Source organism: Embleya sp. NPDC050493 (genome assembly GCF_044458105.1).
GTDB lineage: Bacteria > Actinomycetota > Actinomycetes > Streptomycetales > Streptomycetaceae > Embleya.
Genome location: NZ_JBITHP010000022.1, coordinates 90,714 through 114,404 on the forward strand (window position 1 = coordinate 90,714; position 23,691 = coordinate 114,404).

Below are 23,691 nucleotides of genomic sequence, written 5' to 3' on the forward strand. Positions count from 1 at the left end.
TCACGTCGACTCGTCTCGGATTATCGACGCCGAGGGTGGGCGACAGCGCCGAAGTGTCTCGTCGGCGCCTTCGGAGGATGTGAAAGGAAGTGGCACCATGACCTTCAGAACGCGCAGCGCCGCAGTAGCCGCCGCGTTGCTGGTCGGAGCCGTTGCGATCGCCACCCCACCTGCGGCGGCCCGCACGGACTCGTCGGCCTGGCCGTGCAACTCGAATAAATTCTGCATCTATTACGGCACGAACGGCACCGGCGCGCACTACGAACTCGAGGACGGCGCCTCCGACCTGAGCGTCCTGTCGGGCAGGCTCAACGACCACGTGTGGTCGGCCCGGAACAACACCAAGGACGACTGGTGCCTGTTCCGCGACGCCGGATACAAGAACAAGATCCTCAACATCCTCGACGGCCAGAGCACCAACCTGCCATCGCCGCAGAAGAACGAGGTGAGCTCCGTCCGACGCTGCTGACCCCGACCGGAAGCAACACGCCGGAGGGCCCTCGACAGGGTTGACAGAGTCGACCGGATCGACCGGATCGACCGGATCGACCGGATCGACCGGATCGACCGGATCGACGCGGGCCACGTGCGACCACGGCCGGGCAGCGGCAACCCCGCCGCTGCCCGGCCGTCCACACAGCCGCCCTCCACGGCGGCAAACGTACTTCCCCCAACTTGCCGACCAGGTGCGGTACAAGAACGAGCGAGCCCCGGAACGCGCCCTCTCCGCCCTCACCTTCGACCTCCACGCAGGTTCACGTCCACGGCCGGCACGAGCCGGCCGTTGTCGGCTCGGGGCCGAGGGAGAGCGGCCGGCGCTCGCCGCGGCCGGGTCACATTCATCCGGCCGCGGTCGGGGGTGGCGCGGGCCCGGGCAACCAATGCCTGAAGCCGTGGGGGATATGGGGGTCGCCGATCCCGTGCCCAGCGTGTACGCGCGGCCGAAACCGAAGTACTTCGCGCGCCGGGGCGGCGCGACCTGGCTCAACAGGATCAACGCGCTACCAGGACGGCATGGAGGACCGGGTCGGCGCGCTGGGCCCGGTCCTCAACGCACTCGTACTGTTCAGCACCCCGCTACATGGACGCTGCCATGACCCAGCTCCGGAGCGACGGCTTCGAGGTCCGGGACGAGGAACTCGCCCGGCTCTCCCCGTTCGTGCGACATCACATCAACGTGCTCGGCCGGTACTCCTTCCGGCTCCCCGACCTGCCCGGTGGCCTGCGGCTCCCGCGCGACAAGACCGCCGTGGAAGAGCTGTGACGGGGCAGTGGTGGGGCCGGCGCCGGACGGTGCATCCCTATCGATCCGGGCGCGCGGGCCAGGCCGGACGGAAGGGATCAGGTGTCAGCGCGGTACGCCGAGGCCGTCGAGGACGATGCCCACGGCCCGGTCGAGTGCCTCGCCTTCGCTGAGGTCCGTGGCGTATGCGAGGGCGCGCAGGAGGAGGGAGACGTCGTCGGCGGTGACGTCGGGGCGCGCGGCGCCGGCAGCCTGGGCGCGGCGGAGTGCGCCGTCGAGGGCCGCGCGGAAGGCGTCGGCCGCCTCGATGACCGGCCGGGACAGGCCCCGGCCGTCGTCGTCGTGCGGGGGCAACAGATCCAGCAGGGTCATCTTCACCGGCCCGGCCGCCGCGAGGGACCTCATCAGGGAGGCGAAGGCTTTTCCGGGGTCCTGGCTTTCGGCGAGCGCCGGCGCCTGGGCGGTCAGCTTCTCCAGGTAGCGGCACGCGGTGGCCTCGATGAGGTCCTGCTTGGTGGCGAAATTCCGGAAGACGGTGGCGATGCTGACCCCGGCCCGCTGCGCGACCTCATCGGTGGAGGCGGCGGCCCCCTTCTCGGCGAACACATGCTCGGCGGCCAGCAGAACCTTCTCCCTGTTGGCGGCTCCGTCGCGGCGCATACCCGACCCCTTTTGCAAACGTAGTGGACACTACGTATGATGCGTAGTGAAGACTTCGCTTAAGGGTAGGGGGTCTCGCCCCGCTGCGCCAACGCGCGGAACACCCCATGTCCGGCGATCGCCATGAACAGCACGAGCCGATGAGCGCACAACCCTCCCAGGCGAAAGACGCCCACCCATCGCACCGCAGGCCCCCAGGGAGCCGGCGCGGTAACGGCCCTCCCCACGGGCCGGCAGAAAAACACCAAGGAGCACCAACCATGTCCGTAACGGACGAGAACACCACTGTCGTGATCGTGGGCTCGGGTGTCGCCGGGCTCGCCCTCGGCAACTTCCTTCTGCGCAGCGGGATCGACTGCGTGGTACTGGAGCGGCACAGCCGCGAGTACGTCGAGCAGCGCCAGCGCGCGGGGGTCATCGACCCCAGGGCCGCCCGCATGTTCCGTGAGTGGGGCCTGGAGGACCGGGTCCTCGACGGCGCCCCCTTCGCGCCGGTGCTGAACTTCCGCGTCGACGGCGAGACGCGGCCCTTCCGGTACGTGACCGACGACCACGTCGACGGACGCTTCTGCCCCCAGCAGGTCCTCGTGCGCAACCTCATCGACGTCTTCGTCGGCGACGGCGGCGACCTCCGGTTCGAAGCCGAGGACGTCGAACCGGAGGACCTCACCGGCCCTCGGCCCCAGGTGCGCTACCGCGACAGCACGGGCGTGACGCGGACCATCACCTGCGACTTCATCGCCGGCTGCGACGGAGACCACGGCGTCAGCCGGGCGAGCATCCCGGACAACGTACTCACCCGCCAGTCCCACGAGTACGGGTATGCCTGGCTGACCGTACTGGCCGACGCCCCCGCCAACCACCAGTCCATGATGGCGATCCACGACCGGGGATTCGCCGGCCAGTTCGCCCGCGGACCCCGAGCCAGCCGCTTCTACCTCCAGTGCCCGCTGGACACTGCCGTCGAGGAGTGGACGGACGACCGGATCTGGGAAGAGATCGAGGCACGCTTCGGCGAACCGGTCACCGTGAAGGGACCCATCACCAGCAAGACGCTGGTGCCGCTGCGCAGCGTGGTCTACGACCCGATGAGCTACGGCCGCCTGTACCTGCTCGGTGACGCCGCGCACATCGTGCCGCCCATGAGCGCCAAGGGCATGAACCTGGCCCTGCACGACGCCGACGTGTTCGCCACAGCCGTCCTGAAGCACGTCAAGGAGCAGGACGCGGGCCCGCTGGAGGCGTACTCCGCCACCTGCCTGAAGCACGTGTGGAACTACCAGGCGTACGCCGCATGGTTCACCGACCTCATGCACGACGCGGGAGACGTCTCCTACCACGGCGAGTTCCGGCGCAGCCTCGCACGCGCCGAGTTCGAACGCCTCTACGACTCCGAGACCGCCAACCGGCTCTTCGGCGAGTTCCTCACCGGCCTGAACTGAGCCCCCACCTCCGGGCCGAGTAAGCAGATAAGCAGAGTTCGCAGGTCTGAGCAGCCGGGCCTTCAGCCTCTGCGGGGGCCGGAACCGGCACGAGGTCCTCACGCGCCTGGCCCGGCGTCGGGCCTTGCTCCGGGCACCCTTGGCCTTGACCGGGCACGGCCACCGAGGTCCAGGTCCTCGATGTTCACGCCGGGGACCTCCTCCGCGCGGGCGGCGGTCTCATCTGGCGTCCGCCACAGCATCTTCTCCCGCAGGTGGACTTCGCGCCGTCCGAGGAGCCGGTCCACGGCCATCTTCGAGCGGGCCTGGGTCTCGGAGTCCGGCACTGCCGGCCGCTTCATCACCGCAGGTGACGAAGCGAACTCCTGCAGATAATGGGGCGTTATCTGCAGGAGGACGGCGGACCGGACCGCCTGGCGACGCTCCGTCAGCCGCCCACCAGGGCCGACGGGGGGCTCAGCGCCGGTTTCGTTCGGATGTTCCTCGACCCCCGCTATGGTTCCGGCGTGCCTTCTCGGCGCGGTCGTACCCGAAGTGGGCTCGGTGGCGGCCGACTTGCCGGGTCCGTCGCTCGCGCGGTTGGTTCGTGTGCCGGCCGCCTCGGGCCGTAGCGTCGAGCGGCCCGCCGGGCACGTCTCGTCGAGAGAACCTCGCCTCACGAATCTCGGGAGCGCGCCGCATGTCCTTCGACGCCGTATTCGAACACCCCGACATCGACCCCGACATCGCCTCCACCGACGATTGGCGGCCCGTCCCCACCTACACCGCCACCGCCACCGCCACCTGCACCGGCAGGCAGTGGACCGCCACCATCACCGGCCTGCCCGAAGGGCGCACCGCGCAGGCCCAGGGACCCACATGGGGCGACACCGAACTCGCGGCATTCTCCGTCGCCGGCGAGCGGAACCGGCGACCTACACCGTTCGCCTCCTCCCCGCAGACCCGACGGCCGCCGACGCCCTCGACGCCCTCGTGCAGGCCCGCCTCACCCTCGCCCACACCGAGCAGGCCGTACGTGACGCCGCCCGCAACGCCGCGCGCACCCTCACCGATCAGGGCCGGACCACCCGCGACGCCGGCACCGCCCTCCGCCTGTCCCACCAACGCATTTCGCAACTCGTGAACAGCCCCTCGGCATAGGCCCATCGCACCCCCACGGCGCAAACGATCCACAACAGCGCAGTCGGCCCAGGGGGAGATGTCCTCAACGGTCTTGCGCCGATCGGCCCCGCATGCGCGGGGATGCTCCGGCCGAAGGCCCGGTCGAGTCTCTACTGTCTCGTTGGATCGGTTGCACCTCGGTCGAGCAGGCCGGGGGGCACCCGGGTGTTCGACGACGAGCGGTGGAGTGGAGCGCGGCGATCGTGGTCCTGCTCTGCCGTCAGGTTCCGCTGTAGAGGCGTTCCAGGTCGACGAGTTGGAGTTCGGGGTTGTCGGTGGCGGCGGTGCGCAGGTCGTCGGTGAAGCCGTTGCCGCTGAAGCAGAGCAGGCGGGTGTGGGTGGCGTCGACGCCGGTGCGGGCGGTGAGGAGTTCGCGGATGCGTTCGAGGCGGGCCAGGTGGGTTCGGTCCATGCGTGCCTTCCATCTGGCCTCGCCGATGGCCAGGAGGATTTCGCGGCCGTGGTCGTCGCGGCCGAAGACGGCGACGTCGACCTCGAGGCCGTTCTTGGCGACGGGGTCGGGGATGGTGCCCGATTGCACGCGGACGCGGTGCCCGCCAAGGGTTTCGGGCGAGGCGTACCAGCGGGTCCAGGTGCGGCAGATTTGTTCGAAGTGTGGGCCGACGACCTTGCTGAGGAAGGTGGCCTGGGAACGGGCCCAGACGTCCGCGGCGTGGCCGGGGCGCTCGAGGTCGCTCCATTCCGGGCGCATGACCGCGTGGTAGAACGAGACGATGGGTTCGGCGATGCGGTACGCGGAGCGTTTGCCGTGGAAGGCGTCGGGATCGCGGACGATCATCCCGGTGTCCTCCAGGACCGCGAGGGCGTGGCCGAGGTCGGTGGACTTGCGGGCGAGGTAGCTCGCGATGCCGCCTCGGGTGTGGTTGCCGTCGGCGATCGCGGACAGGACGCCGTGGTAGAGGGCGGTGTCTCGCAGGTCGGGTTCCTCGGCGAGGAGGAATCGGGCCTCGCGGAAGAGCGGGCGTCCGGGGTTGAGGACGTTGCGCTGCACCCAGGGGCCGAAGTCGTCGAGGTCGGCGGGTGCGTCGCCGAGGGTGAACTCGCGGGCGTAGGCCGGGGTTCCACCGACGACGGAGTTGACGAGGAGGGCCAGGGTGGGGTCCCGGAGGTTCCAGAATCGCGCGGCGAGCCGGTAGTCGAGGGTGGGTACGACCAACTCGAGGCTCGCGCGTCCGCGCAAGGGGGCGGTTCCGGTGAGCAGGTTGCCCATGAACGACAGGGCGGATCCGCACAGCAGCAGCCGGATCGGGGCGCCGCCGCGGCGCGCGTTCGGCCCGAGTGCGCGTTGCAGGAGCGAGGGCAGTTCCGGTGACGCCTTCGCGAGGAAGGGGAACTCGTCGATGACCACGGGCATGGGTCTGCCGTCGGGGACGGGAATGGCCATCAGGGTCTCGACGGCCTCCTCCCAGTGCGCGAACCGGTACGGGATCGGTTGGCCGGTGTGGCGCGCGAGGGCCGATCCGAACTGGCGCAGCGATTCGGCCTCGGTGGCCTCGGTGGCTGAGAAGTAGAAGCCGCCGGTCTCGCGGCACAGTGCGTCCAGAAGGAACGTCTTGCCCTGGCGACGCCGCCCGGAGACCACGCCGAGGGTGGCCTCGCGTCCGGGGTAGGTGGCGAAGCGCACGAGCTCGGACCACTCGAAGTCGCGGTCGAACATGTCGGACGGCTTGTGCACGTTTCCACCCGGAGATCGGCAATGATGAACGTATCTATTATAACTGTGGTTATCAATGACCGCCGGGTGTGTCGCTGGGCAGTCGCAGCACGGTGGCCGGTCGGGTGGGTGCCACTCGGAAGCGAAGTCATGAGCCGCCACGCGTTACCCCAGGGGACGGTCGAGCGCCTCGGCCGCCAGATCCCTCCGGCAGACCAGGCATCCGCCACCGTTACTGCGGGGCTCCGGTAGTGCCGATCAGGAGATCCTCGAGTGAACTACCTTGGAGCGAGGATGATTCGCTTCGCGACCGGCAGCATCAGGTAGCAAGATGAAACTGAACAAAAATTGTGTTACCCGCTGGTAGAACCGCAGGTCATCCAGCGTCGGCCCCGCGAACGCGGGGATGGTCCCCCGAACCCGAAGTGCCGGACACAGTCAAATGGGTCGGCCCCGCGAACGCGGGGGATGTGCAAGCTGTGGTGCAGGGGCAGTTGGCGTTGTTCGTGCTCGGCCCCGCGATCACGCCGATGACCTGCTGCAACGTCGTCGGAGCCGTCGTCCGGACGCCGAGCCTGCGCAGGCAGTGTGATCAACCGTCGTCCTCGCCATCACAGTCAGCCCCATCGTTGGCGAAATGCCGCGCTCCCTGCCAAAGTTCCTGTCCATGCCCCCTGGATAGGGTGATCCGGTGACGCAGCCCCTTTCTTCCCTGATCACCGAGGCCGCGGCGCTGTCCGTGGCCGGACGCGGACTCCGGCGGTACAAGATGGGTCCGGCCGTGATCGGGGCGGGCACGGACGCAACCGTCGTGATCGTCGAACCCGGCGACCATCCGGGAGTCAGCGGCGTCCAGGACGCCACCAAGGCGCTCCTGCGCGGGGACAGAATTCCGGACCTCCACCCACGGTTCGACTTCCGGGGCACCCTGCCGATCCACCTCTTCGCCCGCCTGGACCAGGGCTGCCTTCCCCTCGGTACCGCGCTCTGCAGAGGAAGGCCATCCGCACCTGCCGACTTCGACCATGCCGCACTGGAGCTCGACCGACCGCTGGGCCGCGAAATGCTCGACGCGGTCCGACCGGCCCCGGCGCCCGGGCCGGTGCCGGATGCGGGCTGGGTCGACCACGTGGAAACGGACCCGATCCGCGCCCTGGAATCCTTCGTCCTCAGCTGGTTCCCCGCCGAGCGGAACAGCCTGGCGGAAGAGAAGCGCACGGCGGGCGAACCGGGTGATCTGCCACCGGCGTTGACGGCTTTCCACCGCTTGGCCCGTCTCCGCCCGGCACTCCACGGATTCCACGACCCGGTACTCGAACAACCCGAGCGCGTTCCCGGACCCCTCGGCGACAGGCTGGTCTTCGCCGTGATGCACGGGGCCTCCATCGACTGGTCCATCCCATGGCCGCCGAAAGGCCCGAGCAAAACCGATCCCCGCGTGTGGCACACCGAAGACCCCCGTACCGCAAACCCGGAGACGACCCTCGAAGAGGAACCACTGAGCCGCTTCCTCCTGCAGTTCACCCTCTACCAAGCCATGAATGCAGCCCCCTATCACGCACGGACCTACTGCATGCCAACCCCGCGCCTTGACTCGTTGTGGAGCATGCTGCGCCCCGTACCCCTGAGTCCGTTCCTGCCGACCTACGAGGCCGACAAGTTCTTCGTGGCCCCTGGACTGCTCGCGTCAGTCAGCAGCGACGAGAGGGAAGCGGTCGTGACCTTCGCCGCACTCCACCGCGGGACCCTGACACCGCTGCTCGAACGCGGTTACCGCTGGCTCCGCTTCGACGGATAAGGTCGACACCGCCCCTTCAGGGACGGTCCCTGGCGCGTGGCGTGGGTGCCGTCCATCGCCTCGTTGGCCCCGCAAACGCGGGGAGGCTCCCACGTCGACCGAATCCACCGCGCCATAGACGCAGTAAGCCCCTCGAACGCGGGGATGTTCCCGAGACCCAGTCCAGGCAAGGCATCCTCGCGCGGTCGGCCTCGCGAGTACGGGGGTGGGTTGATTGAGCCGGTCTCGACTCGGCTGACCGGGACGGCGCGGTGTGGGCGTTCGTACGGGGAGCTTTCCCTGTACCCACGACTGTCGTCGTAGCCGGCCCGCAGGGTCGATTCAGCCGGTCCCCGCCCCGGCGAGAGCGACGAGGGGTGTTTCGCCCTGCTTGGTGCCGGCGTCGTGCCAGGGTTCGCGAGACGTGATCGTGGTGGTGGCCTTCTACTCGCTGCGTTCGATCTGTTGCACGCGCGTATGCGATACCCCGATGAGCTCGCCGACCTTCCGATAGGAATGGTTCTCTCGCAGCAGCGCGACATCCTTCCGGCGCGTCGCCTTGAGTTCGGGGGAGACCGCCTTGATCGCGTCCATGAAAGCCGTTATGGCCTTGGCTCGTTGCGCGGCATCCCCAATGGCCAACGCGTTGCGCGCCGCCTGGCGAACCAGTTGTTCAGGGGTCGACTCCATGGGCCGATCGTAGATCTCGGTGACTCTTCTGTATATACCTCTTGCCATCGCTGGTGGGCTCTTGGGCGCCGCAAACTCGAACCTGCCTCGATGCGGGCGAGTGCATGGCGTCCTCCTGTCGCGCCCGGCGGCCTCGCGGGCCGTGCTGTGGTGTCGATGTGGGTGTTCGTGGAGTCGCGGCCGGTTCGTGGCTCGGACGGATCCTCGGGGATGGCGTGGAGTGCTTCCGGTGTCTGCCGACGGCGGCGTGGAGGGTGGAGTCGGCGCCGATCGTGGCGGTCCTCGGACGGCTCGAGGGCCGGCCACCGTCTCGGCGGGCATCGAGCGGGAGGCTCGCCGGGTGAACCACCGTGACGACGAAGTAGATCGGCCCCGGGGAAGATCAGCCACGGGCGGCAAGATGCAACCGCACGAAACGGCGTCATCCACGGGTAGATCCCCACGTCATCCCAGTGTCGGCCCCGCGCGAGCGGGGATGCTCCCGGACCTGGGCTCGTCCCGGCGTCCTCCCCGGCGTCGGCCCCCGCGCAGGCGGGGATGATCTCGCCTTTGCCGACGCGTTCCTGGCCGGCTCGATCGGGACAGGCCTGACTCCGTGCCGGTGCCCGTCTTGGAACCTCGCGATTGCGACTGCCGATTCCGGGCCCGTGTGGATCGTTCTCATGGCGTCGTGTTCGCCGACATTGCACACGTCCCAGGCTGTCTTTCATGCCGTTCACGTAAGCATCCGTGTTGCCGCGGACCGGAGTCGGGTGTCCTGGGGCAGGTCGGTGCTCGGCGCGAACGGGTCGTCGGAGGACACCACGCGACGGTCGGTGGTCGACCAGCGCAGGAGGTGCGGCCGCAGGTGGGGTGGATAGGGCGGACCGATCGACAGGAGCGTTTCGAGCGCAAGCACAGGCGGGGGGAGGGATTCGACGAGCGCGGTCAGGACCGGAATTGCTTTGGAGCGGTCGCCGGTGATGCGCCAGTGGGCTCGGCGGCGACCGTCCGTGTCCATGCGTGGGCGTCGGTGAGCCGGTCCTCGATCAGAGGGAGCAGTGGTGCGGCCGTCGGGCCCAGGCGACCTGCCTCCTCCAGGTACAGTCCGTCGTCATTGAGGCGGCGTGCCAGCAGGTCCAGTGCCGGGGCCGGGTCGGCGCCCAGGCGGGCGGCGGCGACCGTTGCGGCGGTGGCGAGTTCGTCGTCGTTGCCGCGGGCGTTGTCGGCGAGCAGGTCGAGCAGTTCGGGGTCGCGGATGCCCCAGTCGCCGAATCGTCGTACGAGCGTCACGGTGGGGCGTCGACGCAGCAGGTCTTTGAGGTCCCGCAGGAGGGTGCCGGCGGCGTGGGATGTCAGCGTGGCGAGGAGTTCGTCGGGACACGCATGACGGTGGCGCAGCGCGAGCCGTTGGTGGTCGAGGTCTTGGGTGCGGGCGGCGAGCGCGACCAGCGGCCTGGGCTGGGGGTCGGGGACGGTGGTGAGCAGGCGTTCGTCGCCGAGGAGGCCGAGTGTCAGTTGGGCGAGCTCGGCCGTGGTGGTGTCGGCGAGCGCGTGCGGCATGAGGTTGTCCCCGAGCGAGGGGTCGGGGTGGGTGGCGCCGGGAGCCCAGCGGATGACGGCGCCGAGCAGTTCGGACAGGTCCCAGGGTGTCGTCGGGTGGGGAAGGGCGGCGGCGAGGAGGGCGAGGGTGTCGTGTTCGCGGTCGCGCCAGTGGGTGGAGAGTTCGTGGGCGCGGCGTGCACCGCGGCCTTCGACGTTGCCCTGTGCGATCCAGGCGCGGGCCACCGTCGCGGTGGCGTCCGGGTCGTGGGCCAGGACGGCGGCGACGCGGGAGTCGGTGTCGCCGATCCCGGGAAAGAACTCGAGCCGATTGACCGCGAGTTCGCTGTCGCCTCCGGCGTCCGCCAGAACCGCGACCAGGTCCGCCGGGTAGGGGGCCTGTTCCTGTTCCAGGAGGGCCAGGGCGGCGACTGCGCGGACGGCGGCGACCGGGTCGGTGAGGGCGTCGTGGAGGCGCCGTGTGCGGGCCCGTGGGTCGGGATCGATGCGGGTGAGGACGATCAGGGCTTCCGCGCGGACGGCGGGAGCCGGGTCCGTCGCGTACGTCACCGCCAGTTCGCGTGTCGCCGCCGGCAGGGTCTGCGCGCTCGCGCGGCGGGCGACGCGCACCGCATGGCGACGCACCTGCGGGTCGTCGTCGCCGAGCAGGTGCAACAGGCCGGCGACTTCCGCCCCGACCCGCGCGTGCCCCTCTTCCTGGTCACCGGCCCTCGGAACGGGACCCTCACCTCCCGCGCCCGCGAGCAACGCCAGCACACCCGCTCGTCCGTGAGGGGCGTGCACGGCGGCGTGGGCGAGGAAGGGCACGGCCGCCACGGTCGCCGGATACACCGTTCCCTGGTGCAACACATGGTTGAACAGCTCGCTCAGGGCCGTGTCGGCGCGATCCGCGTCGTCGCCGTACAGGGCCCGTATCCGGTCCGGGACGTCCGTGCCGTCCCCGTAGGCGTGGTACAGCGACTGCCAGTCGATCGTGTCGAGTTCCTCGGGTGATCTCACGCCGGCGAACGGTAGCGTCCGGGACTGCCATCACACGGTGCACGGCCCCGCGTCCGCGGGGATGGTCCTCGCTCGTGATGGGAGCCGCCCGACGTGTCGGCGTCGGCCCCGCGTCCGCGGGGATGGTCCCGCCACCCGCGTGTCGAGGTACCTGCCCTCCGCGTCGGCCCCGCGAAAGCGGGGATGTTGCCCGCCCCCAAGGCCGGAGTTGTTGCGGGCCCCGGTCGGCCTCGCGCTGGCGGGGATGGTCCTGCCTTCGCTTCGTGGTGACCTGCGCGATTGCGGATCCGGGGTGCGGCGACGAAATCGGTTGGGCAAGGCCGGCCGGAGATCGCCGGGTCGGCCACCATCGGTATTCCCGGGGTGCACACTGGGCACGGGGGCACCAACGGCCGCCACGCGCACGACTCTTCGTCGACGAGATTCCCCACCCTGTCCCAGCCGCCCTGGGCCGCACCGGCGCCCCGCAGGGCCCCGCGATCAGATCCTGACCCCGCGTTTCGGAAGGGAGCCGCAAATGGACGACGGCCGCGCCCGAAAGGGCGATCTGACCACCGCCCTGCACCTGGACAGGACGCAGGCATGGGCGGAACTCGCTTCGCTCGTGGACGACTTCGTCACGCCCGCGGCCGGCGACGTGGTCTGGACCCGGCCACGACAGGCCGAGGACGGCGTCCTCGCCCTCGCCTTTCCGGAATACTCGGATCGGGTGAACCGAGCGGTGGAGCTGCTGTACGAGGTCGGCGCGATCACGCCACGCGCAGACTGGACCGCGTCGCCCCGGCCCGACCACCACAAGCCGGGCGGGCTCACCCCCGACGAAGCCGTCCTCGCCGCCACGCAGGTGGTCCGCGGTGAACGCTACTGCGACGGCACGATCGACACGGCCATCACCGACGGGCTGTCCACGCTGTGCTCGCCACCCTCGTCGAGACCCGCCGCGCCCACCGGGACGGTCCAGCGCCGGCGCCCCGGCGCGGGAAGGCCCCGGCGCGACACGTGTACGTCGGTGATCATCGACATGGGCAGGTCACCCACATCGCCCGCGACGGCCGTACCCGACTGGTGTGGAACCAGGACACCCACGCCTTCGACGTCCAAGAACTCACCTGGGCCACCACCGGATCCTGGAACAAGAAGCAGACCTACGAACAGGTCAAACACGGCTGGGACACAGCCGACGACCCCGACCACCCCACAGAACACGACGATTCCTGACCCCGCCGCGACACAACTTCTCTGCTTGAACGTGATGACTCGCCTTCGACGCGCTTCCGTCGAGCGGCTGTTCCAGCAAGGCAAATACGGAGAACAGCAATCGAAGGATGCTCAGTGGTGTCGCTGCGACGTTCGCCCCCCGCCGCAAGCATGCGTCGCGGGGCACGCCTCCACATCGAAACCGATGAGACTCTCAGGTGAACTACCGTGGGTCGAAGAAGATCCTCTTCGGGTCATCGGGCATCAGGTGGCAAGATGCAACTGAACGAAAACGGCGTTATCCGCGTTATCCGCTGGTAGAACCCCAGGTCATCCAGTGTCGGCCCCGCGAACGTGCGGATGCTCCCGCGCCTTTGGCGTAGGCGGTGTTCGTACCGCGGTCGGCCCCGCGAACGGGGGATGCTCCCTCCACCGCCCGTCACGCGAAGCTCGCCGGCAAGTCGGTGTCGGCGTACGGGACAACGTGTCCAACCGGGTACAGCCAAACGTGCACAGCTCCAAGACGACGCTCAGGGATTGATCGCGGTTATCCCGCATATCGAGCGTCCACGATCGGCAGGATCGACCACGCGCCCCGTGGCACGACAGTGCGTTCGCCCGTGAGACGGTTGCTGTCATGACAGTTGGCGCGGTCCGGGGCAGCGAGGTTGTACTCGAGACGAGTCGCCTGCTGCTCAGACCTTGGCGGGTAGCCGAGGCTGTCGTCCAGCGTGAGCTCTGGAGTGAACGTGATCCACGAGTGCCGCCGCACCGCCGAATCGACGCGGACGGACACCCCACGGTCGCCGAGCTCGAGGATTCGATCCGCGCCAACCAACCGTGGTCGATCGGGTTGTTGGCGGTCGAGCGGAAGGCCTTTCGTGACGTCATCGGCCACTGCGGGCTGGTCGACAGCGGGCGAGGATCGGTAGCGGAACCCGAACTGGCATTCGAGCTGCTACGCCGAGTTTGGCGTCAGGGATACGCGACCGAGGCCTCGTTGGCGGTTCTGGAATGGGCGAGATCGTCTGGGCACGAACGTCTGGGGGCTACGGTCTGGGACTGGAACACCGCTTCTCGCCGTGTGCTGGCCAGGGTCGGGTTCACCGAGACCGAACGGAAGGAAGTGGACGCGGTGTACGGGACCACCCTGTTCGCCACGAGACGGCTCTGACACACCGGATGTTTGGCCTTGCGCACGGCCCCGTGCAGAGCCGGCAAGCGGCAAGTGTGCCCATTCCGTCGGCAGAAGCGGATGCGGCACATGCTCGATGCCGGGGCGCCCGGGACGGAACATCACGGTGACCGTCAAAACCCTTCGTGGTGGGTCTCGCTGAGCCCGGTGGTCGGATCGAGGTCAGTTGAAGCGTCGGACCCACCTCCGCGTGTCTCACCATCTATCCGCACGACGCTGTGCACGTTCAGCTGTACTTGGGTGCGCACGTTCACTCGTACGCCGACAGTCGGCCCCGCGAACGCTGGGATGGTTCCGAGGCTGCATCGGCAACCCGAACGGTTGTCTGGTCCATCCGGGGGCGGTAGAGACGGCCCAGCCGGATGCCGGGCTTCTCGTTGGCGTCGGTGGAGGAATGCCGGTGAGGAGGCCGGCGAGTGAACTACCGTGAGCTCGAGTGGGTGGCATGATGCAACCGAATGAAAACGGTGTTACCCGCTGGTAGAAGCCCAGGTCATCCAGTGTTGGCCCCGCGAACGCGGGGATCGTTCCAGGTTTGAGCACCGGTGTCGCGGCCGTGGCGGGTCGGCCCCGCGAACGCGGGGATCGATCGCGATCGGCGGATCCGGCGTCACCACCGTCGCGGTCAGCCCCGCGCTTGCGGGGATCGTTCTGCCTGCGCAACCCGGAGTTGCCGATTCAGGTCGTCGGCCCCGCGCTCGCGGGGATGGGCGGGGCTTGCGTACACGCGGCAGCGACGGTTAGCCGACCTGCTCCACCGTCCAGTAATGGGAGGTGACGGGGACCCTCTGCACGACGAGACGGCCTGTGACACCGGGGTTGTCCACCAGACTGCCCCAGGACGCGGAGTGGTCGCCGGGTGTGTGCTCGATGTCGACGTACACAGGGCTTCCCGGACCGTCGGAACCGACGGAGACGGTCCAGTCCGCGTAAATGTCACTGCAGTTGTCGGTGACCACCACGTGGTAGGAGTCCGTCACTCGCAGGCACGCGTGCCGGCCGGAGCCTTGGGCGGAAACCTCCATCGTCCCGTTGGAGCGTTGCCGTACCTGCCAGTTCGCCGAGGTCGATGCGGTGTCCGTGCAGGCGCCGAGGGATACCGTCCCGACACTCCCGCCGGTTTTGGGCCAGATCAGGCACTTACCGTCGCCGATTGCCGGGAATCGATAGACACCGTCCATCAACGGGGCGGCCTGGGCGGGCTGAGCAAGAGCGGCAACCACAGCCAGGACAGCGGCTGTCACAGCGACGAAACGAGAACGCACGGCTGGGGACTCCTCGGACAGTCGTGGGCGAGCCGATTACAGGCGCGAAGCCGATATCGACTCACCTGCCGCTCGGTTGGCGGCGGAATCGATACTCGAACGCCGGCTCGTCGCGCCACAGCCCGAGAGGCGTTCCGTCACCCGCCCGGCCGAACGCTGTCACCCCGCGGTGTGAACGGTGCACACGCGTCGCCGCGTCCCTTCGGCAGCGGCGCGCCGGTCAGGTCTTCGGTGCCCACAAAAATGCGACGCGAACGCCACCCGAATCGCGATGTCAGTCGCGGGGTGCGTGCACGACCCGGTACCCGGACTTGCCGAGCCGGCCCGTCGAGGTACGCGCCGCACGCGGCCGCGGTGGCGGGCGCCCGCAGGAATCGGCCCTCGACCGAGAGTGGGGGTGTGCGGAACGAGCGCTGGTACCAGGCGTCGCTCGGCGTCGCGTCGGGATTCGAGGCGGCCGCCCACCCGCGACCGCTGCGTCGGCGATCAGGTCGGCACAGCTGGTGCACGCACGTACTCCGCCATCGAGGGTGAGCCCCGCCGAGGCGTGGGCCCGGATAGAAACCGCCGCCGCTGCCGACTTCGCCTTCCACGCGGACGACGCCCGCATCGAAGCCGGCGACCTGCCCGACGTGCGCGCCGCCCGCCTGGCCCGCACGGTCGCCAACGCCGCCACCGCCCCTACCCCTACCTGGCGCCCGAGGGCGCCGGTGAACTCGACGGCCGGCCGCGCGGAAGGCGCGTGACGAGGTGATCGGCGTCCACCACGACGCCGTCCTGCTCCTGGCCCACCTGGCCGACCCCACCGGCCCGGTGCCCACCGTCGCGGCCGCCGAGGAACTGCGCGCGCTGCGCGAGCTCACCGGCCACGACACCACCGCGCTCGTAACCCTGACCGCCGGGACCCTCACCCGCCGGCGGCGCGAGGCCCACTACCGCGCCGCCCACGCCGTGTCGGCGCTTCCAACGCCGCGTCATTGCCGCGACCGCCGTTGCGCGCCCTGCTCGCCTGACGCGCGCCACCGGGTTGCGCAGCCCCTCGCCGAAGCTGCGCAACCCGGCCTCGGCCACCTGGTGGGTGGGTTCACGACCGCACCTGAGCCGGCAGGGCAGGCTTTGCGTTTCGGAGCCGTGATCCGCCGCCCGTTCGTCGGCACGGCGACCGCGACCGTGACCTGCCAGGCGTACGGTCACAAACCCGGCGTGCCCCAGACCGGCGCGGGCCGCCCGGAGTCGACAAGCCCGGGACAACTTTGAAAGCCCCGAAGGAGCCGAGGTGGTCGCGGCCGCCGCACTCATCGCGGCACAGTGCCAGGGCGGCGAACCCATCAGCACGAGCTACGGTCCTGACGAAGCCGCCCTACGCCGACCCCGCATCGAGGAGCAAGGGCCGCCACGGAAGCGACCTGGCCGCCCGCCGACCGGGACGCCTGGGCCCAAGCCAAGGCGAACGGCACCATCACCATCTGAGGCCCCCTCCCGACGCGAGAACTCCGGGGGCCTGGCGGGCCGGTGGAGCCAGGCAGATGACGCGCGCCCGGTGAGCCGCCCGACGTCGAAACGGTCGAGTAGGTCATGGACGCGGTCCGGACCGCATGTGAGATACCGAGGCCGTCGCTTACGGATCAGGTCAGGTCGGCGATGTCGATGCCCTGGGCGCGGGCGAGGGCGAACAGGACGCGTTCGATGGTGTCGAGGCGCTGGGCGATGCTTCGGTCTCCGGGGGCGCCGACGGCGTCGGCGAGGGAGACCACGTTGCGGAACGCCGTCTGCTGCTCGACCTGACAGGCCACCGAACTCGCCCGCACCGGCCACGCCGACCGCCGCCGCCCCCGCCCACGCTCACCCGGTGCCGCCCCGGGCCCGGCTCGCCGTCGCCGCCGCCGGAGGCCACGCGAACGTCGCCGCCAAGGCATTGGCCACGGTCCTCCAGGAGGTCGCGGACTGCGCGCTCGTGCCGTCCGGGGTCGCGTTCAACGACAAGCTCAACCGGGCCGCGTACACCGCCGGAGGCCTGGTCGCCGCTGGCCATCTCGATGCCTCGGATGCCGAACGTCTGCTCCTGGAGGCCGCCGAACGCGCCCGCCCCGGCCACCGCCGCCGGTCCTTGTCCACCATTCGTGCCAGCATGACGGCCGGCCGCGCCAGGCCCCTGAACCCCGAACCCCGGAGCCCGCCCGTGAGCGGTATCCCGCCCTCCCGCTTCGACGCCGCGGCCGCCGCCGCCCGCATCCTCGCCGACCAGGGGACCCGCCGCTCTTCCCCGCCCAGGACACCGGACCCGCCGACAACGGCCGAATCCCGGGCCCGGGCGGGGCGCGCCATCCACACTGCGGGGATGCGGGGCGTGCCGGCGGTGATTTGGACCCAGCCGTAGGCAGCTGCGTCGAGACGTCCGAGGACACCATCGCCGACGACGACCCGTACGCGTCGTCGTATCCGGCCCGGCCAGGTCTGGTCGGAGGCGAGGAGGAGGCGGCCACCGGGCGGCCCTCGCGATGCTGGAACCTACAAGCCGGTGACCGACGGGATCCTCTGGGCGGGCCTGCACGCGCCGCGCGCTGCGGGTGAGTTCAGGTGGGCAGTTTCGTGTCGACGACGAAGCCGATCTCGATGACCTGGCCGGGGGAGGTCAGTTCGGTGACGCCGACAACCGTGCCGGCCGGGCGGTGGTCGCCGAAGTACGTCAGGTTGCCCTCCGCCGCCGCTGCGGCGTTCTGCCGCAGGTCCACCACGTACAGAACCTGCGAGACGACCTGGTTCCGGGTGACTCCGTAGTGGTCCAGGACCCTGTCCACGTTGACGTAGGTCTGCTCGAGCTGGGCGGCGAAGTCGTCTGCATAGAGGAACTCGCCCGCCGCGTCGAGCGAGAGCTGTCCGGAGATGTGGATCAGCTCGCCGGACTTGACGCCTGCGAGTAGCCGAAGTCGTTCTCGGCCGGCACGCCGTGGTTGAAGACATCGATGACGGTCACGGTGCTCGCCTTCCCGATCCGCTCTCTTGTGGTTACTCGAGAACCGTAGGAGAGTGAGCGCTGAACTGGAAGAACGCAATTTTCGGTGACTGAGGAACCTGATGGTGACTAAGCAACTGCTCAAGGACCTACCCGAGGACGCCGACCTGAGGCGCGCGGACTCCCTGGCGCGGGAAATCTTCTCGGACATCGCCAACAAGTGGGCGCTCCTGATCATCGAGGCGCTCGGCGAGCGCACCCTACGCTTCGGCGAACTGCGGAACGAAGTCGAGGGCGTCAGCCACAAGATGCTCACCCAGAACCTGCGCATGCTGGAGCGCAACGGCCTGGTCGAGCGGGAGGTGTATCCCACCGTGCCGCCGCGGGTCGAGTACACCCTGACCGAGCCGGGCCGGGCCTTGCGCGCGACGGTCGACGCCATATGCGGCTGGACCCACCAGTACCTCGGTCACATCGAGGGCGCGCGCCGTCACTTCGACGCCTGACGGGCGCTCAGCGCCACACTCTCGTTGCGCGCGTCCTTGACGATCCCGGGTTGACGGCCACCAACTCGGCCTGCGCTGCGCCCGATATCGGGCTTCCGAGCCGTCGTCCCCACGCTCTGCTGCCATTTCTCCTGAACGTCCACGAGCTTCCCGTTCCCCAACTGCTACCCGAACCGGCAGACACCCGCTGCTGCTCGAGGTGCACGAAGTCATCAGGCTTGGCGCGCTGAACTCGAAGGCGGTGTTCCGAAGGCCGCCCCCGCCGAAGCGGAGACGGCCTTCGCAACGCGGCCGTGCCTTCACCTCTGCCCGGGATACCGTCTTGGCCGTATTGCTGTGACAGCCGTCGGCGTTGGCACCGGGGTGCGATCGGGTGCTCGTGACGAAGGGAAGTTCCTCGGCCACACCGGGTTGGTCCATGGTCTCCGGGTCACCGGCGGCCGTGTCGTGGACCGCGATGGGGCGGGGCGTGTCCCTGGCGACGGATCGGACCGGGACGCCGCCTTGCGCCTGCAGTTCGGCCCATGTGGTCCGGGGCCCGTTCATGCATGATGACCGGATGAACCAGAGCCACCAGCGCTTCCACGTCATCGTGCTGTCGAACTTCGCGAAGGGCTTCGACAAGTACGCCTTCGCTTACGGCAAGGCGGGAATTCCGGAGAGTACCCATCCCGACCGGTTCCATCTGCTGACCCGTGCGGAGTTGGGAATCGGCGTCGACAAGGCGCGACGCCTGCTGGACCGGCTGGCCATTCCGGGCGATCGGCTGCTGGTGCTGGAAACCACGGTGGATCCCGACAAGTTGGTGCCCAACGTGTCGACCGGCCTCGGCACGGAACTGCACGAGGCTCGCATACGGTTGTCGGCCGTTCACGAACTCGACCAATCGGGCGACGAGTTCGCGCTGCGCCCGACAACCGTCGAGGATGCGATGGCGGCCTCCCTGCACCTGCACGCGTCGGCACAGCGTCGCTACGCCGACACGCGACCGCGCTCGGTTTCGCTTCTGCCGGTCGCGTCCGCCTGCCAGGCCCGGTGTTCGTTCTGCTTCTCCTCGGCGTCGATCTCCAGTGACCAGGCGCCGGCACGGGTCCCGTGGGACGCGGTCGCCCACTGGCTGGAGCGCGCCCGTGCGGCGGGTGCCGAGCGTGCCGTGATCACCGGCGGTGGGGAGCCCACGCTCATACCGTTCGAACAACAACTGCGCCTGGTGTCCGCCTGCTCGGCGGCCTTCCCGAAGGTCGTCCTGATCACCAATGCGCACACCCTGGCGAAGGGCGGGCATGCCGACCGGGCCGAGCGTCTCGCAGCCCTGAGCTCCGCAGGTTTGAGCGTGCTGGCGGTCTCCCGGCACCATCAGGACGACGCCGTCAACGAGCGGCTGACGATGCTGCGCACGCCGGTGAGCTCCGTGATCGACACCTGGCGCGTGGGGCGTGACTGCCGGCCGGGACTGCGGATGAGGCTGATCTGCGTGCTCCAGCACGGCGGCGTCGCCGACGCGGCCGGCGTCGCCGACTACCTTTCCTGGGCCGCGGCCCTCGGTGTCGACGAAGTCTGCTTCAAAGAACTCTACGTATCCACCAGCACCGAGTCGCTCTACTTCGACCGCGCCGCCAACGTCTGGAGCCGAGAGCACCAGGTCTCGCTGTCCGTCGTCACCCGGTTCGCCGAGCAGCACGGCCTCGAACCGGCGAGCCGCCTGCCCTGGGGCGCTCCGATCTACCACGGCAGCTGGGACGGACAGCCGATGCGCATCGCCGCCTACACCGAACCCAGCCTGCTCTGGGAACGCACCAACGGGATCGCACGCAGTTGGAACGTCATGGCCGACGGACGCTGCTACGCCTCGCTGGAAGACCGGGCCAGCGAGATCGTGCCGGAAGGCGCCACGGCATGAGGTTCGACGAGTTCCAGGAATTCCGGCAGCAGCAACTCCGTGCTTCCTCGTCGCTTCTGGACGCCGCGGAGACCAACGTGTACCGGGCGCTTGCTCCGATGCGACCGGAACCGCCGACCGACACGCGTACGGTGCACCGATGCGATCTCGCCCGTGCCTGGCTGCGGCGCTTCGAACTGCCGGATGAGTGGGCCGGCCACGCCATGGTCTGTCGAGGGGTCCGTCACGGGCTCGGCGTGGTGTTCCACCGGCTGCGCGCCGTGCAAGCGCGATTGTGGCTGCCCAGCGACGTGTATCCGGTCTACCTCGAGCTGGCCCGCGCTGCGGGCCTGACGCCCGGGACCTACCCGACGCTACCGGCGCCGGTCCTGCCGAGGTCGCCGGCCGACCATCGGCCCGAATACCTGCTGCTCGCCAACCCCAGCAAGCCGCTCGGCCGATACCTGTCCGATGCCGAGTGCGCCGCGGTGATCGCGTGGTTGCGGGTATCACCACGGCGCCGCCTGCTGATCGACAGTGTCTACGACCTGGGAGCCCCGTTCGCTGCGGGCACACGGCGATTGCTGGACACCGGACGTGCGGTCCTGCTGCATTCGGTCACCAAGGGATGGCTGTGGCCGCGCACGTTCGGCGTGGTCCTGCTGGGCCCGGCGGAAGCCGAATTGGCCGAAGCGTTCCGGGCGGATCCGCCGACGTCGGCACAGCTGAGGCTCGCCGACCGGCTGCTGACCGAGCACGGCGACGTGCCCCGGCAGGTCGTCGACGAACTGGCCGCACGGGCCGAGCGACTGTTCGAACAGTTGCCGGACGAAGTGCTCGGGGCGATTCCCCCGGCGAGCCGGACATGTCCCGGCAACTACTTCTTCCCGGTTGAAATCTCAGCGGAGACGCTCCGGCGCGAGTGCGGCGTACTCGCCATGCCGGTCGGCGTGTTCGGGGAGAGCAGTTGGGCCGGCTCCGTCCTGACCAGCCTTGCCGGCGCTTTCGACCCGACGCGGGCGGTGGCACGATGAAACCACCGGAGGACTTGGCCGTATACGACGACGCGGACTTCTACGATCGGGAGTTCACCGCGCGAGACCACGGCACGCTGTTCTTCCTCGGCCAAGCAGCCCGGGCGGGGCGGGCGGCGGCCCGGTCCTGGAAGTGACCTGCGGAACCGGGGGCATCACCCTGCCGATCGCGAGGGCGGGTGTCGAGGTCACAGGGCCTGACATCACGCCCTCGGTGCTTGCGCGTTCCCGTCAGCGTGCCGACCGCCAGTCGACCGGCTGGAAAAGGACTGCCGAGGCGCTTCGCCCTGGCGTGCTCGGAAACCAACACGATGCAGCACCTGTACAACCCGGAATCCGTGGTCGCGTTCCTCACCTCGGCGCGAAACGGGCTGCGACCAGGCGAGGCCCTGGCCCTGGAGTGTGCAACCCCGACGTGGCCAAGCTGTGCCGGCTTCCCCGAGTCGCCCCACCATCACAAGTCGGTAGTGGACCGGGACGGGTGGACCGGGGACGGGGCGAGGCTCGACGTGCGAGCGACGAACAGCTACGACACCGCTGCCCAAGTGCTGCGCTGCACGCCGGCCTGCCTACGCGGCGGCGCGCGCACACCAACAAGGTCATGCCTCGCCACTCACGGGGCGAGATCAGGGCCCAACTCCCGCGAGGTGGTCGTTCGGTGATCCCGCGGAGGCGGTGCACGACGGCGTCAGACTCGGCCGCGGCGGTCTCGAAGCGGAGATGTCGAACTCGTTGACGGGGCCGTCATGTAGCCACCCGTTCGGCCACATCGCAGGTCGCTCGGATCCCCGGCTCGGCGCCCTGGCATACCTGGCCCGCCAGTGGTGCGAGGGCGTGACGACCCGACCGTCCAGTGGATCCGGACCCGTGCTCATCGCCCTACATGGCGCCGCCAGGACGCCCGGCCGGCCGCCGACCCGGACGGCAGCCCGTCGACCGGTAGCGCAGGCCACTCACGAACACGTTCGAACGTGCGTTCGGATCAATGGGGTATCGTGGTGGAATGTCCGACTCACTCCAGGGTTCGCTCTTCGATCAGAGCGACGTCGTCCGTATCGGCCCGCCGCGGGGGCTGCGCCGTACCGTGATCGGCGGCGGTGCCTGGATCGACGAGTTGCCCGGGTGGGTGGAGGGCGCCGACACCCTGTTCACCGCGCTGGCCGAGACGGTTCCCTGGCGGGCCGAACGGCGCCTGATGTACGAACGTGTCGTCGACGTCCCCCGGCTGCTCGCCCACTACCGCGCAGGCGACGCCCTGCCGCATCCCGCCCTCGCCGAGGCGCGCGACCGGCTTTCCGAGCACTACGCGGCCGAGCTGGGTGAGCCGTTCGTCGGCGTGGGCCTGTGCCTGTACCGCGACGGCCGGGACAGCGTCGCCTGGCACGGCGACCGCGACGGCCGCGGCGCCCACGCGGACACCATGGTCGCGATCGCGTCCGTCGGCGCGCCGCGCGATCTGCTGCTCCGGCCGCGCGGCGGCGGCGAGCCGGTGCTGCGCCGTCCGCTCGGACACGGCGACCTGATCGTGATGGGCGGCTCGTGCCAACGCGCCTGGGAGCACGCGATCCCCAAGACGGCCCGGGCCACGGGGCCGCGCATCAGCATCCAGTTCCGCCCGCACGGCGTCGGCTGAGCGGACCGCGCCCGAGTGCCCGGCCGGCCTCGGGCGGCGGGGCACCCGCCCCTCCGCTACTTGAACGCAGGTCGAGTCGATCCTCGGCATCCTCGGCAGTCGGCCCGTGGACAGGTAGACGTTGACCCGGGCATCCGCGCAGACAGCGCCCGCGCCGCGTCGGTGTCGTCCGCGTTCTCCCTCAGGAGCACGAAGCCCACGTGGCTGTCGTCCGGTCGATACACGTCCGGGGCCGTGCCGACGACGAGCGGGCCACGCGTGGACGCCCCCTGGACCCGGTCCACCGTGGCCGCCACCTCGGTACGGGTGCCGCCGAGGTGGTAGGCATCGTTCCGAAGCGCCGCCCAGTCGGCCCGTCGGACACCGCGCGATCGTTCCGCGCGATCGTTCTCGTTCTCGCTTCCGCGCGACCCCCCGGGGCCGTAGCGGCGCGGGTCGAGCGCACCGCCCAGGACGACCCGGTCGACGCGGCCGGGGAACATCCGGGCGTAGGCCGTGCCGGGGTGGGTGCCGTACGAACAGCCCACGTAGGAGATGCGGCGCTCGCCGAGCGCGGCCGTGATGACGTCCATGTCGCGAGCCGTGTTGCGGGATCGGCGACAGGAAAAGCGGCAGCAACACCGCGACGCTGCGCGAGGCCGCCGGGAAGGCCGACCGACGCCTGAAGGGACTGCGCGGCAACGGCGACGTGACGATCGGGGGCCCACGTCGTCGGCGACGTCCACGCCGTTTCCGGGTGCGGCGCAGAGGGTGCCGTCGGCCGTCACCGGCTGCTGGGTCATCGTCGGTAGGGGCGTCATTGCTGCGGCCGACCCTCGGGGTCCGCCGGCCGCCGGCCGC

23 protein-coding genes and 3 pseudogenes are annotated in these 23,691 nt (G+C 69.8%); 16 read left to right on the forward strand and 10 right to left on the reverse strand.

All coding sequences use genetic code 11. The annotated features are described in order from the left end of the window. Positions 1-97 precede the first annotated feature (97 nt). Positions 98-469, forward strand: a complete 372-nt coding sequence (locus ACIBM5_RS33325) for a peptidase inhibitor family I36 protein (protein ID WP_396010363.1) — start codon at positions 98-100, stop codon at positions 467-469. A 530-nt stretch (positions 470-999) separates the two neighbouring features. Next, positions 1,000-1,264: pseudogene (locus ACIBM5_RS33330) on the forward strand (Tn3 family transposase); the annotation flags it as partial. An 84-nt stretch (positions 1,265-1,348) separates the two neighbouring features. Here ACIBM5_RS33330 and ACIBM5_RS33335 read toward each other — a convergent pair. Further along, the gene (locus ACIBM5_RS33335) at positions 1,349-1,903 is read right to left on the reverse strand and encodes a TetR/AcrR family transcriptional regulator (protein ID WP_391582390.1); all 555 of its coding nucleotides are present in this window, start codon (positions 1,901-1,903) and stop codon (positions 1,349-1,351) included. Positions 1,904-2,163: 260 nt separating this feature from the next. On the opposite strand from ACIBM5_RS33335, the gene ACIBM5_RS33340 reads away from it, so the two are divergent. Further along, positions 2,164-3,345 (forward strand): 4-hydroxybenzoate 3-monooxygenase, encoded by a 1,182-nt coding sequence (locus tag ACIBM5_RS33340; RefSeq protein ID WP_396010364.1) that lies wholly within the window; start codon positions 2,164-2,166, stop codon positions 3,343-3,345. Between the two features lie 759 nt (positions 3,346-4,104). Here the strand turns inward: ACIBM5_RS33340 and ACIBM5_RS33345 are convergent. Together ACIBM5_RS33345 and ACIBM5_RS33350 are read right to left on the reverse strand one after the other, a co-directional pair. Further along, positions 4,105-4,446, reverse strand: a complete 342-nt coding sequence (locus ACIBM5_RS33345) for a hypothetical protein (RefSeq protein WP_396010365.1) — start codon at positions 4,444-4,446, stop codon at positions 4,105-4,107. Between the two features lie 280 nt (positions 4,447-4,726). Further along, complete coding sequence (locus ACIBM5_RS33350) at positions 4,727-6,202, reverse strand: ATP-binding protein (RefSeq protein ID WP_396010366.1); 1,476 nt, start codon at positions 6,200-6,202, stop codon at positions 4,727-4,729. Positions 6,203-6,872: 670 nt separating this feature from the next. Between ACIBM5_RS33350 and ACIBM5_RS33355 the strand changes: the two genes are divergently transcribed. Beyond that, the gene (locus tag ACIBM5_RS33355) at positions 6,873-7,979 is read left to right on the forward strand and encodes a hypothetical protein (protein WP_396010367.1); all 1,107 of its coding nucleotides are present in this window, start codon (positions 6,873-6,875) and stop codon (positions 7,977-7,979) included. A gap of 423 nt (positions 7,980-8,402) precedes the next feature. Here ACIBM5_RS33355 and ACIBM5_RS33360 read toward each other — a convergent pair whose 3' ends face one another. Beyond that, a complete protein-coding gene (locus ACIBM5_RS33360) occupies positions 8,403-8,648 on the reverse strand; it encodes a hypothetical protein (RefSeq protein ID WP_396010368.1) in 246 nt (81 codons plus the stop codon). A gap of 927 nt (positions 8,649-9,575) precedes the next feature. Then, positions 9,576-11,189, reverse strand: a complete 1,614-nt coding sequence (locus ACIBM5_RS33365) for a HEAT repeat domain-containing protein (protein ID WP_396010369.1) — start codon at positions 11,187-11,189, stop codon at positions 9,576-9,578. Positions 11,190-11,706: 517 nt separating this feature from the next. Here ACIBM5_RS33365 and ACIBM5_RS33370 point away from each other — a divergent pair. Next, a pseudogene (locus ACIBM5_RS33370) lies at positions 11,707-12,033 on the forward strand (DUF6508 domain-containing protein); the annotation flags it as partial. 17 nt (positions 12,034-12,050) lie between these two features. On the opposite strand, the gene ACIBM5_RS33375 reads toward ACIBM5_RS33370, so the two are convergent. After that, entirely contained in the window at positions 12,051-12,212 is a 162-nt protein-coding gene (locus ACIBM5_RS33375; RefSeq protein ID WP_396010433.1) for a hypothetical protein, read from the reverse strand. On the opposite strand from ACIBM5_RS33375, the gene ACIBM5_RS33380 reads away from it, so the two are divergent. Together ACIBM5_RS33380 and ACIBM5_RS33385 are read left to right on the forward strand one after the other, a co-directional pair. After that, positions 12,189-12,407: a hypothetical protein gene (locus ACIBM5_RS33380; protein WP_396010434.1), complete on the forward strand. Its 219-nt coding sequence runs from the start codon at positions 12,189-12,191 to the stop codon at positions 12,405-12,407. The genes ACIBM5_RS33375 and ACIBM5_RS33380 overlap by 24 nt on opposite strands. 616 nt (positions 12,408-13,023) lie before the next feature. Next, on the forward strand, positions 13,024-13,560 hold the full coding sequence (locus tag ACIBM5_RS33385) for a GNAT family N-acetyltransferase (RefSeq protein WP_396010370.1): 537 nt from the start codon (positions 13,024-13,026) through the stop codon (positions 13,558-13,560). A 761-nt stretch (positions 13,561-14,321) separates the two neighbouring features. On the opposite strand, the gene ACIBM5_RS33390 is transcribed toward ACIBM5_RS33385, so the two are convergent. Further along, entirely contained in the window at positions 14,322-14,825 is a 504-nt protein-coding gene (locus ACIBM5_RS33390) for a hypothetical protein (RefSeq protein WP_396010371.1), read from the reverse strand. Positions 14,826-15,376: 551 nt separating this feature from the next. Between ACIBM5_RS33390 and ACIBM5_RS33395 the strand changes: the two genes are divergently transcribed. Together ACIBM5_RS33395 and ACIBM5_RS33400 are read left to right on the forward strand one after the other, a co-directional pair. Next, positions 15,377-15,592, forward strand: a complete 216-nt coding sequence (locus tag ACIBM5_RS33395; protein WP_396010372.1) for a hypothetical protein — start codon at positions 15,377-15,379, stop codon at positions 15,590-15,592. A 4-nt stretch (positions 15,593-15,596) separates the two neighbouring features. Beyond that, positions 15,597-16,103, forward strand: coding sequence for a hypothetical protein (locus ACIBM5_RS33400; protein ID WP_396010373.1), 507 nt, complete (start codon positions 15,597-15,599; stop codon positions 16,101-16,103). A gap of 368 nt (positions 16,104-16,471) precedes the next feature. Here the strand turns inward: ACIBM5_RS33400 and ACIBM5_RS33405 are convergent, their stop codons facing one another. After that, positions 16,472-16,654 carry a hypothetical protein gene (locus ACIBM5_RS33405; protein WP_396010436.1) on the reverse strand — a complete coding sequence of 61 codons (183 nt, stop codon included), beginning with the start codon at positions 16,652-16,654 and terminating at the stop codon, positions 16,472-16,474. Positions 16,655-16,695: 41 nt separating this feature from the next. Between ACIBM5_RS33405 and ACIBM5_RS33410 the strand changes: the two genes are divergently transcribed. Further along, on the forward strand, positions 16,696-17,223 hold the full coding sequence (locus ACIBM5_RS33410; protein ID WP_396010437.1) for a hypothetical protein: 528 nt from the start codon (positions 16,696-16,698) through the stop codon (positions 17,221-17,223). A 196-nt stretch (positions 17,224-17,419) separates the two neighbouring features. Here ACIBM5_RS33410 and ACIBM5_RS33415 read toward each other — a convergent pair. Next, a pseudogene (locus ACIBM5_RS33415) lies at positions 17,420-17,820 on the reverse strand (RidA family protein). Positions 17,821-17,921: 101 nt separating this feature from the next. Here ACIBM5_RS33415 and ACIBM5_RS33420 point away from each other — a divergent pair. From ACIBM5_RS33420 to ACIBM5_RS33445, 6 genes are all read left to right on the forward strand, one after another. After that, positions 17,922-18,305, forward strand: a complete 384-nt coding sequence (locus ACIBM5_RS33420; protein WP_396010374.1) for a winged helix-turn-helix transcriptional regulator — start codon at positions 17,922-17,924, stop codon at positions 18,303-18,305. Positions 18,306-18,747: 442 nt separating this feature from the next. Further along, entirely contained in the window at positions 18,748-20,205 is a 1,458-nt protein-coding gene (locus ACIBM5_RS33425) for a radical SAM protein (protein ID WP_396010376.1), read from the forward strand. After that, positions 20,202-21,218, forward strand: a complete 1,017-nt coding sequence (locus tag ACIBM5_RS33430; RefSeq protein WP_396010377.1) for an aminotransferase class I/II-fold pyridoxal phosphate-dependent enzyme — start codon at positions 20,202-20,204, stop codon at positions 21,216-21,218. Before ACIBM5_RS33425 ends, ACIBM5_RS33430 begins: the two co-directional genes overlap by 4 nt. Next, a complete protein-coding gene (locus ACIBM5_RS33435; RefSeq protein WP_396010378.1) occupies positions 21,215-21,355 on the forward strand; it encodes a hypothetical protein in 141 nt (46 codons plus the stop codon). The genes ACIBM5_RS33430 and ACIBM5_RS33435 overlap by 4 nt, the downstream gene beginning before the upstream one ends. Further along, on the forward strand, positions 21,352-21,954 hold the full coding sequence (locus tag ACIBM5_RS33440) for a hypothetical protein (RefSeq protein WP_396010380.1): 603 nt from the start codon (positions 21,352-21,354) through the stop codon (positions 21,952-21,954). Before ACIBM5_RS33435 ends, ACIBM5_RS33440 begins: the two co-directional genes overlap by 4 nt. A 267-nt stretch (positions 21,955-22,221) precedes the next feature. Further along, complete coding sequence (locus tag ACIBM5_RS33445; RefSeq protein ID WP_396010381.1) at positions 22,222-22,851, forward strand: alpha-ketoglutarate-dependent dioxygenase AlkB; 630 nt, start codon at positions 22,222-22,224, stop codon at positions 22,849-22,851. Between the two features lie 56 nt (positions 22,852-22,907). Here the strand turns inward: ACIBM5_RS33445 and ACIBM5_RS33450 are convergent, their stop codons facing one another. Next, positions 22,908-23,651, reverse strand: coding sequence for an alpha/beta fold hydrolase (locus tag ACIBM5_RS33450; RefSeq protein WP_396010383.1), 744 nt, complete (start codon positions 23,649-23,651; stop codon positions 22,908-22,910). Between the last annotated feature and the right edge of the window lie 40 nt (positions 23,652-23,691).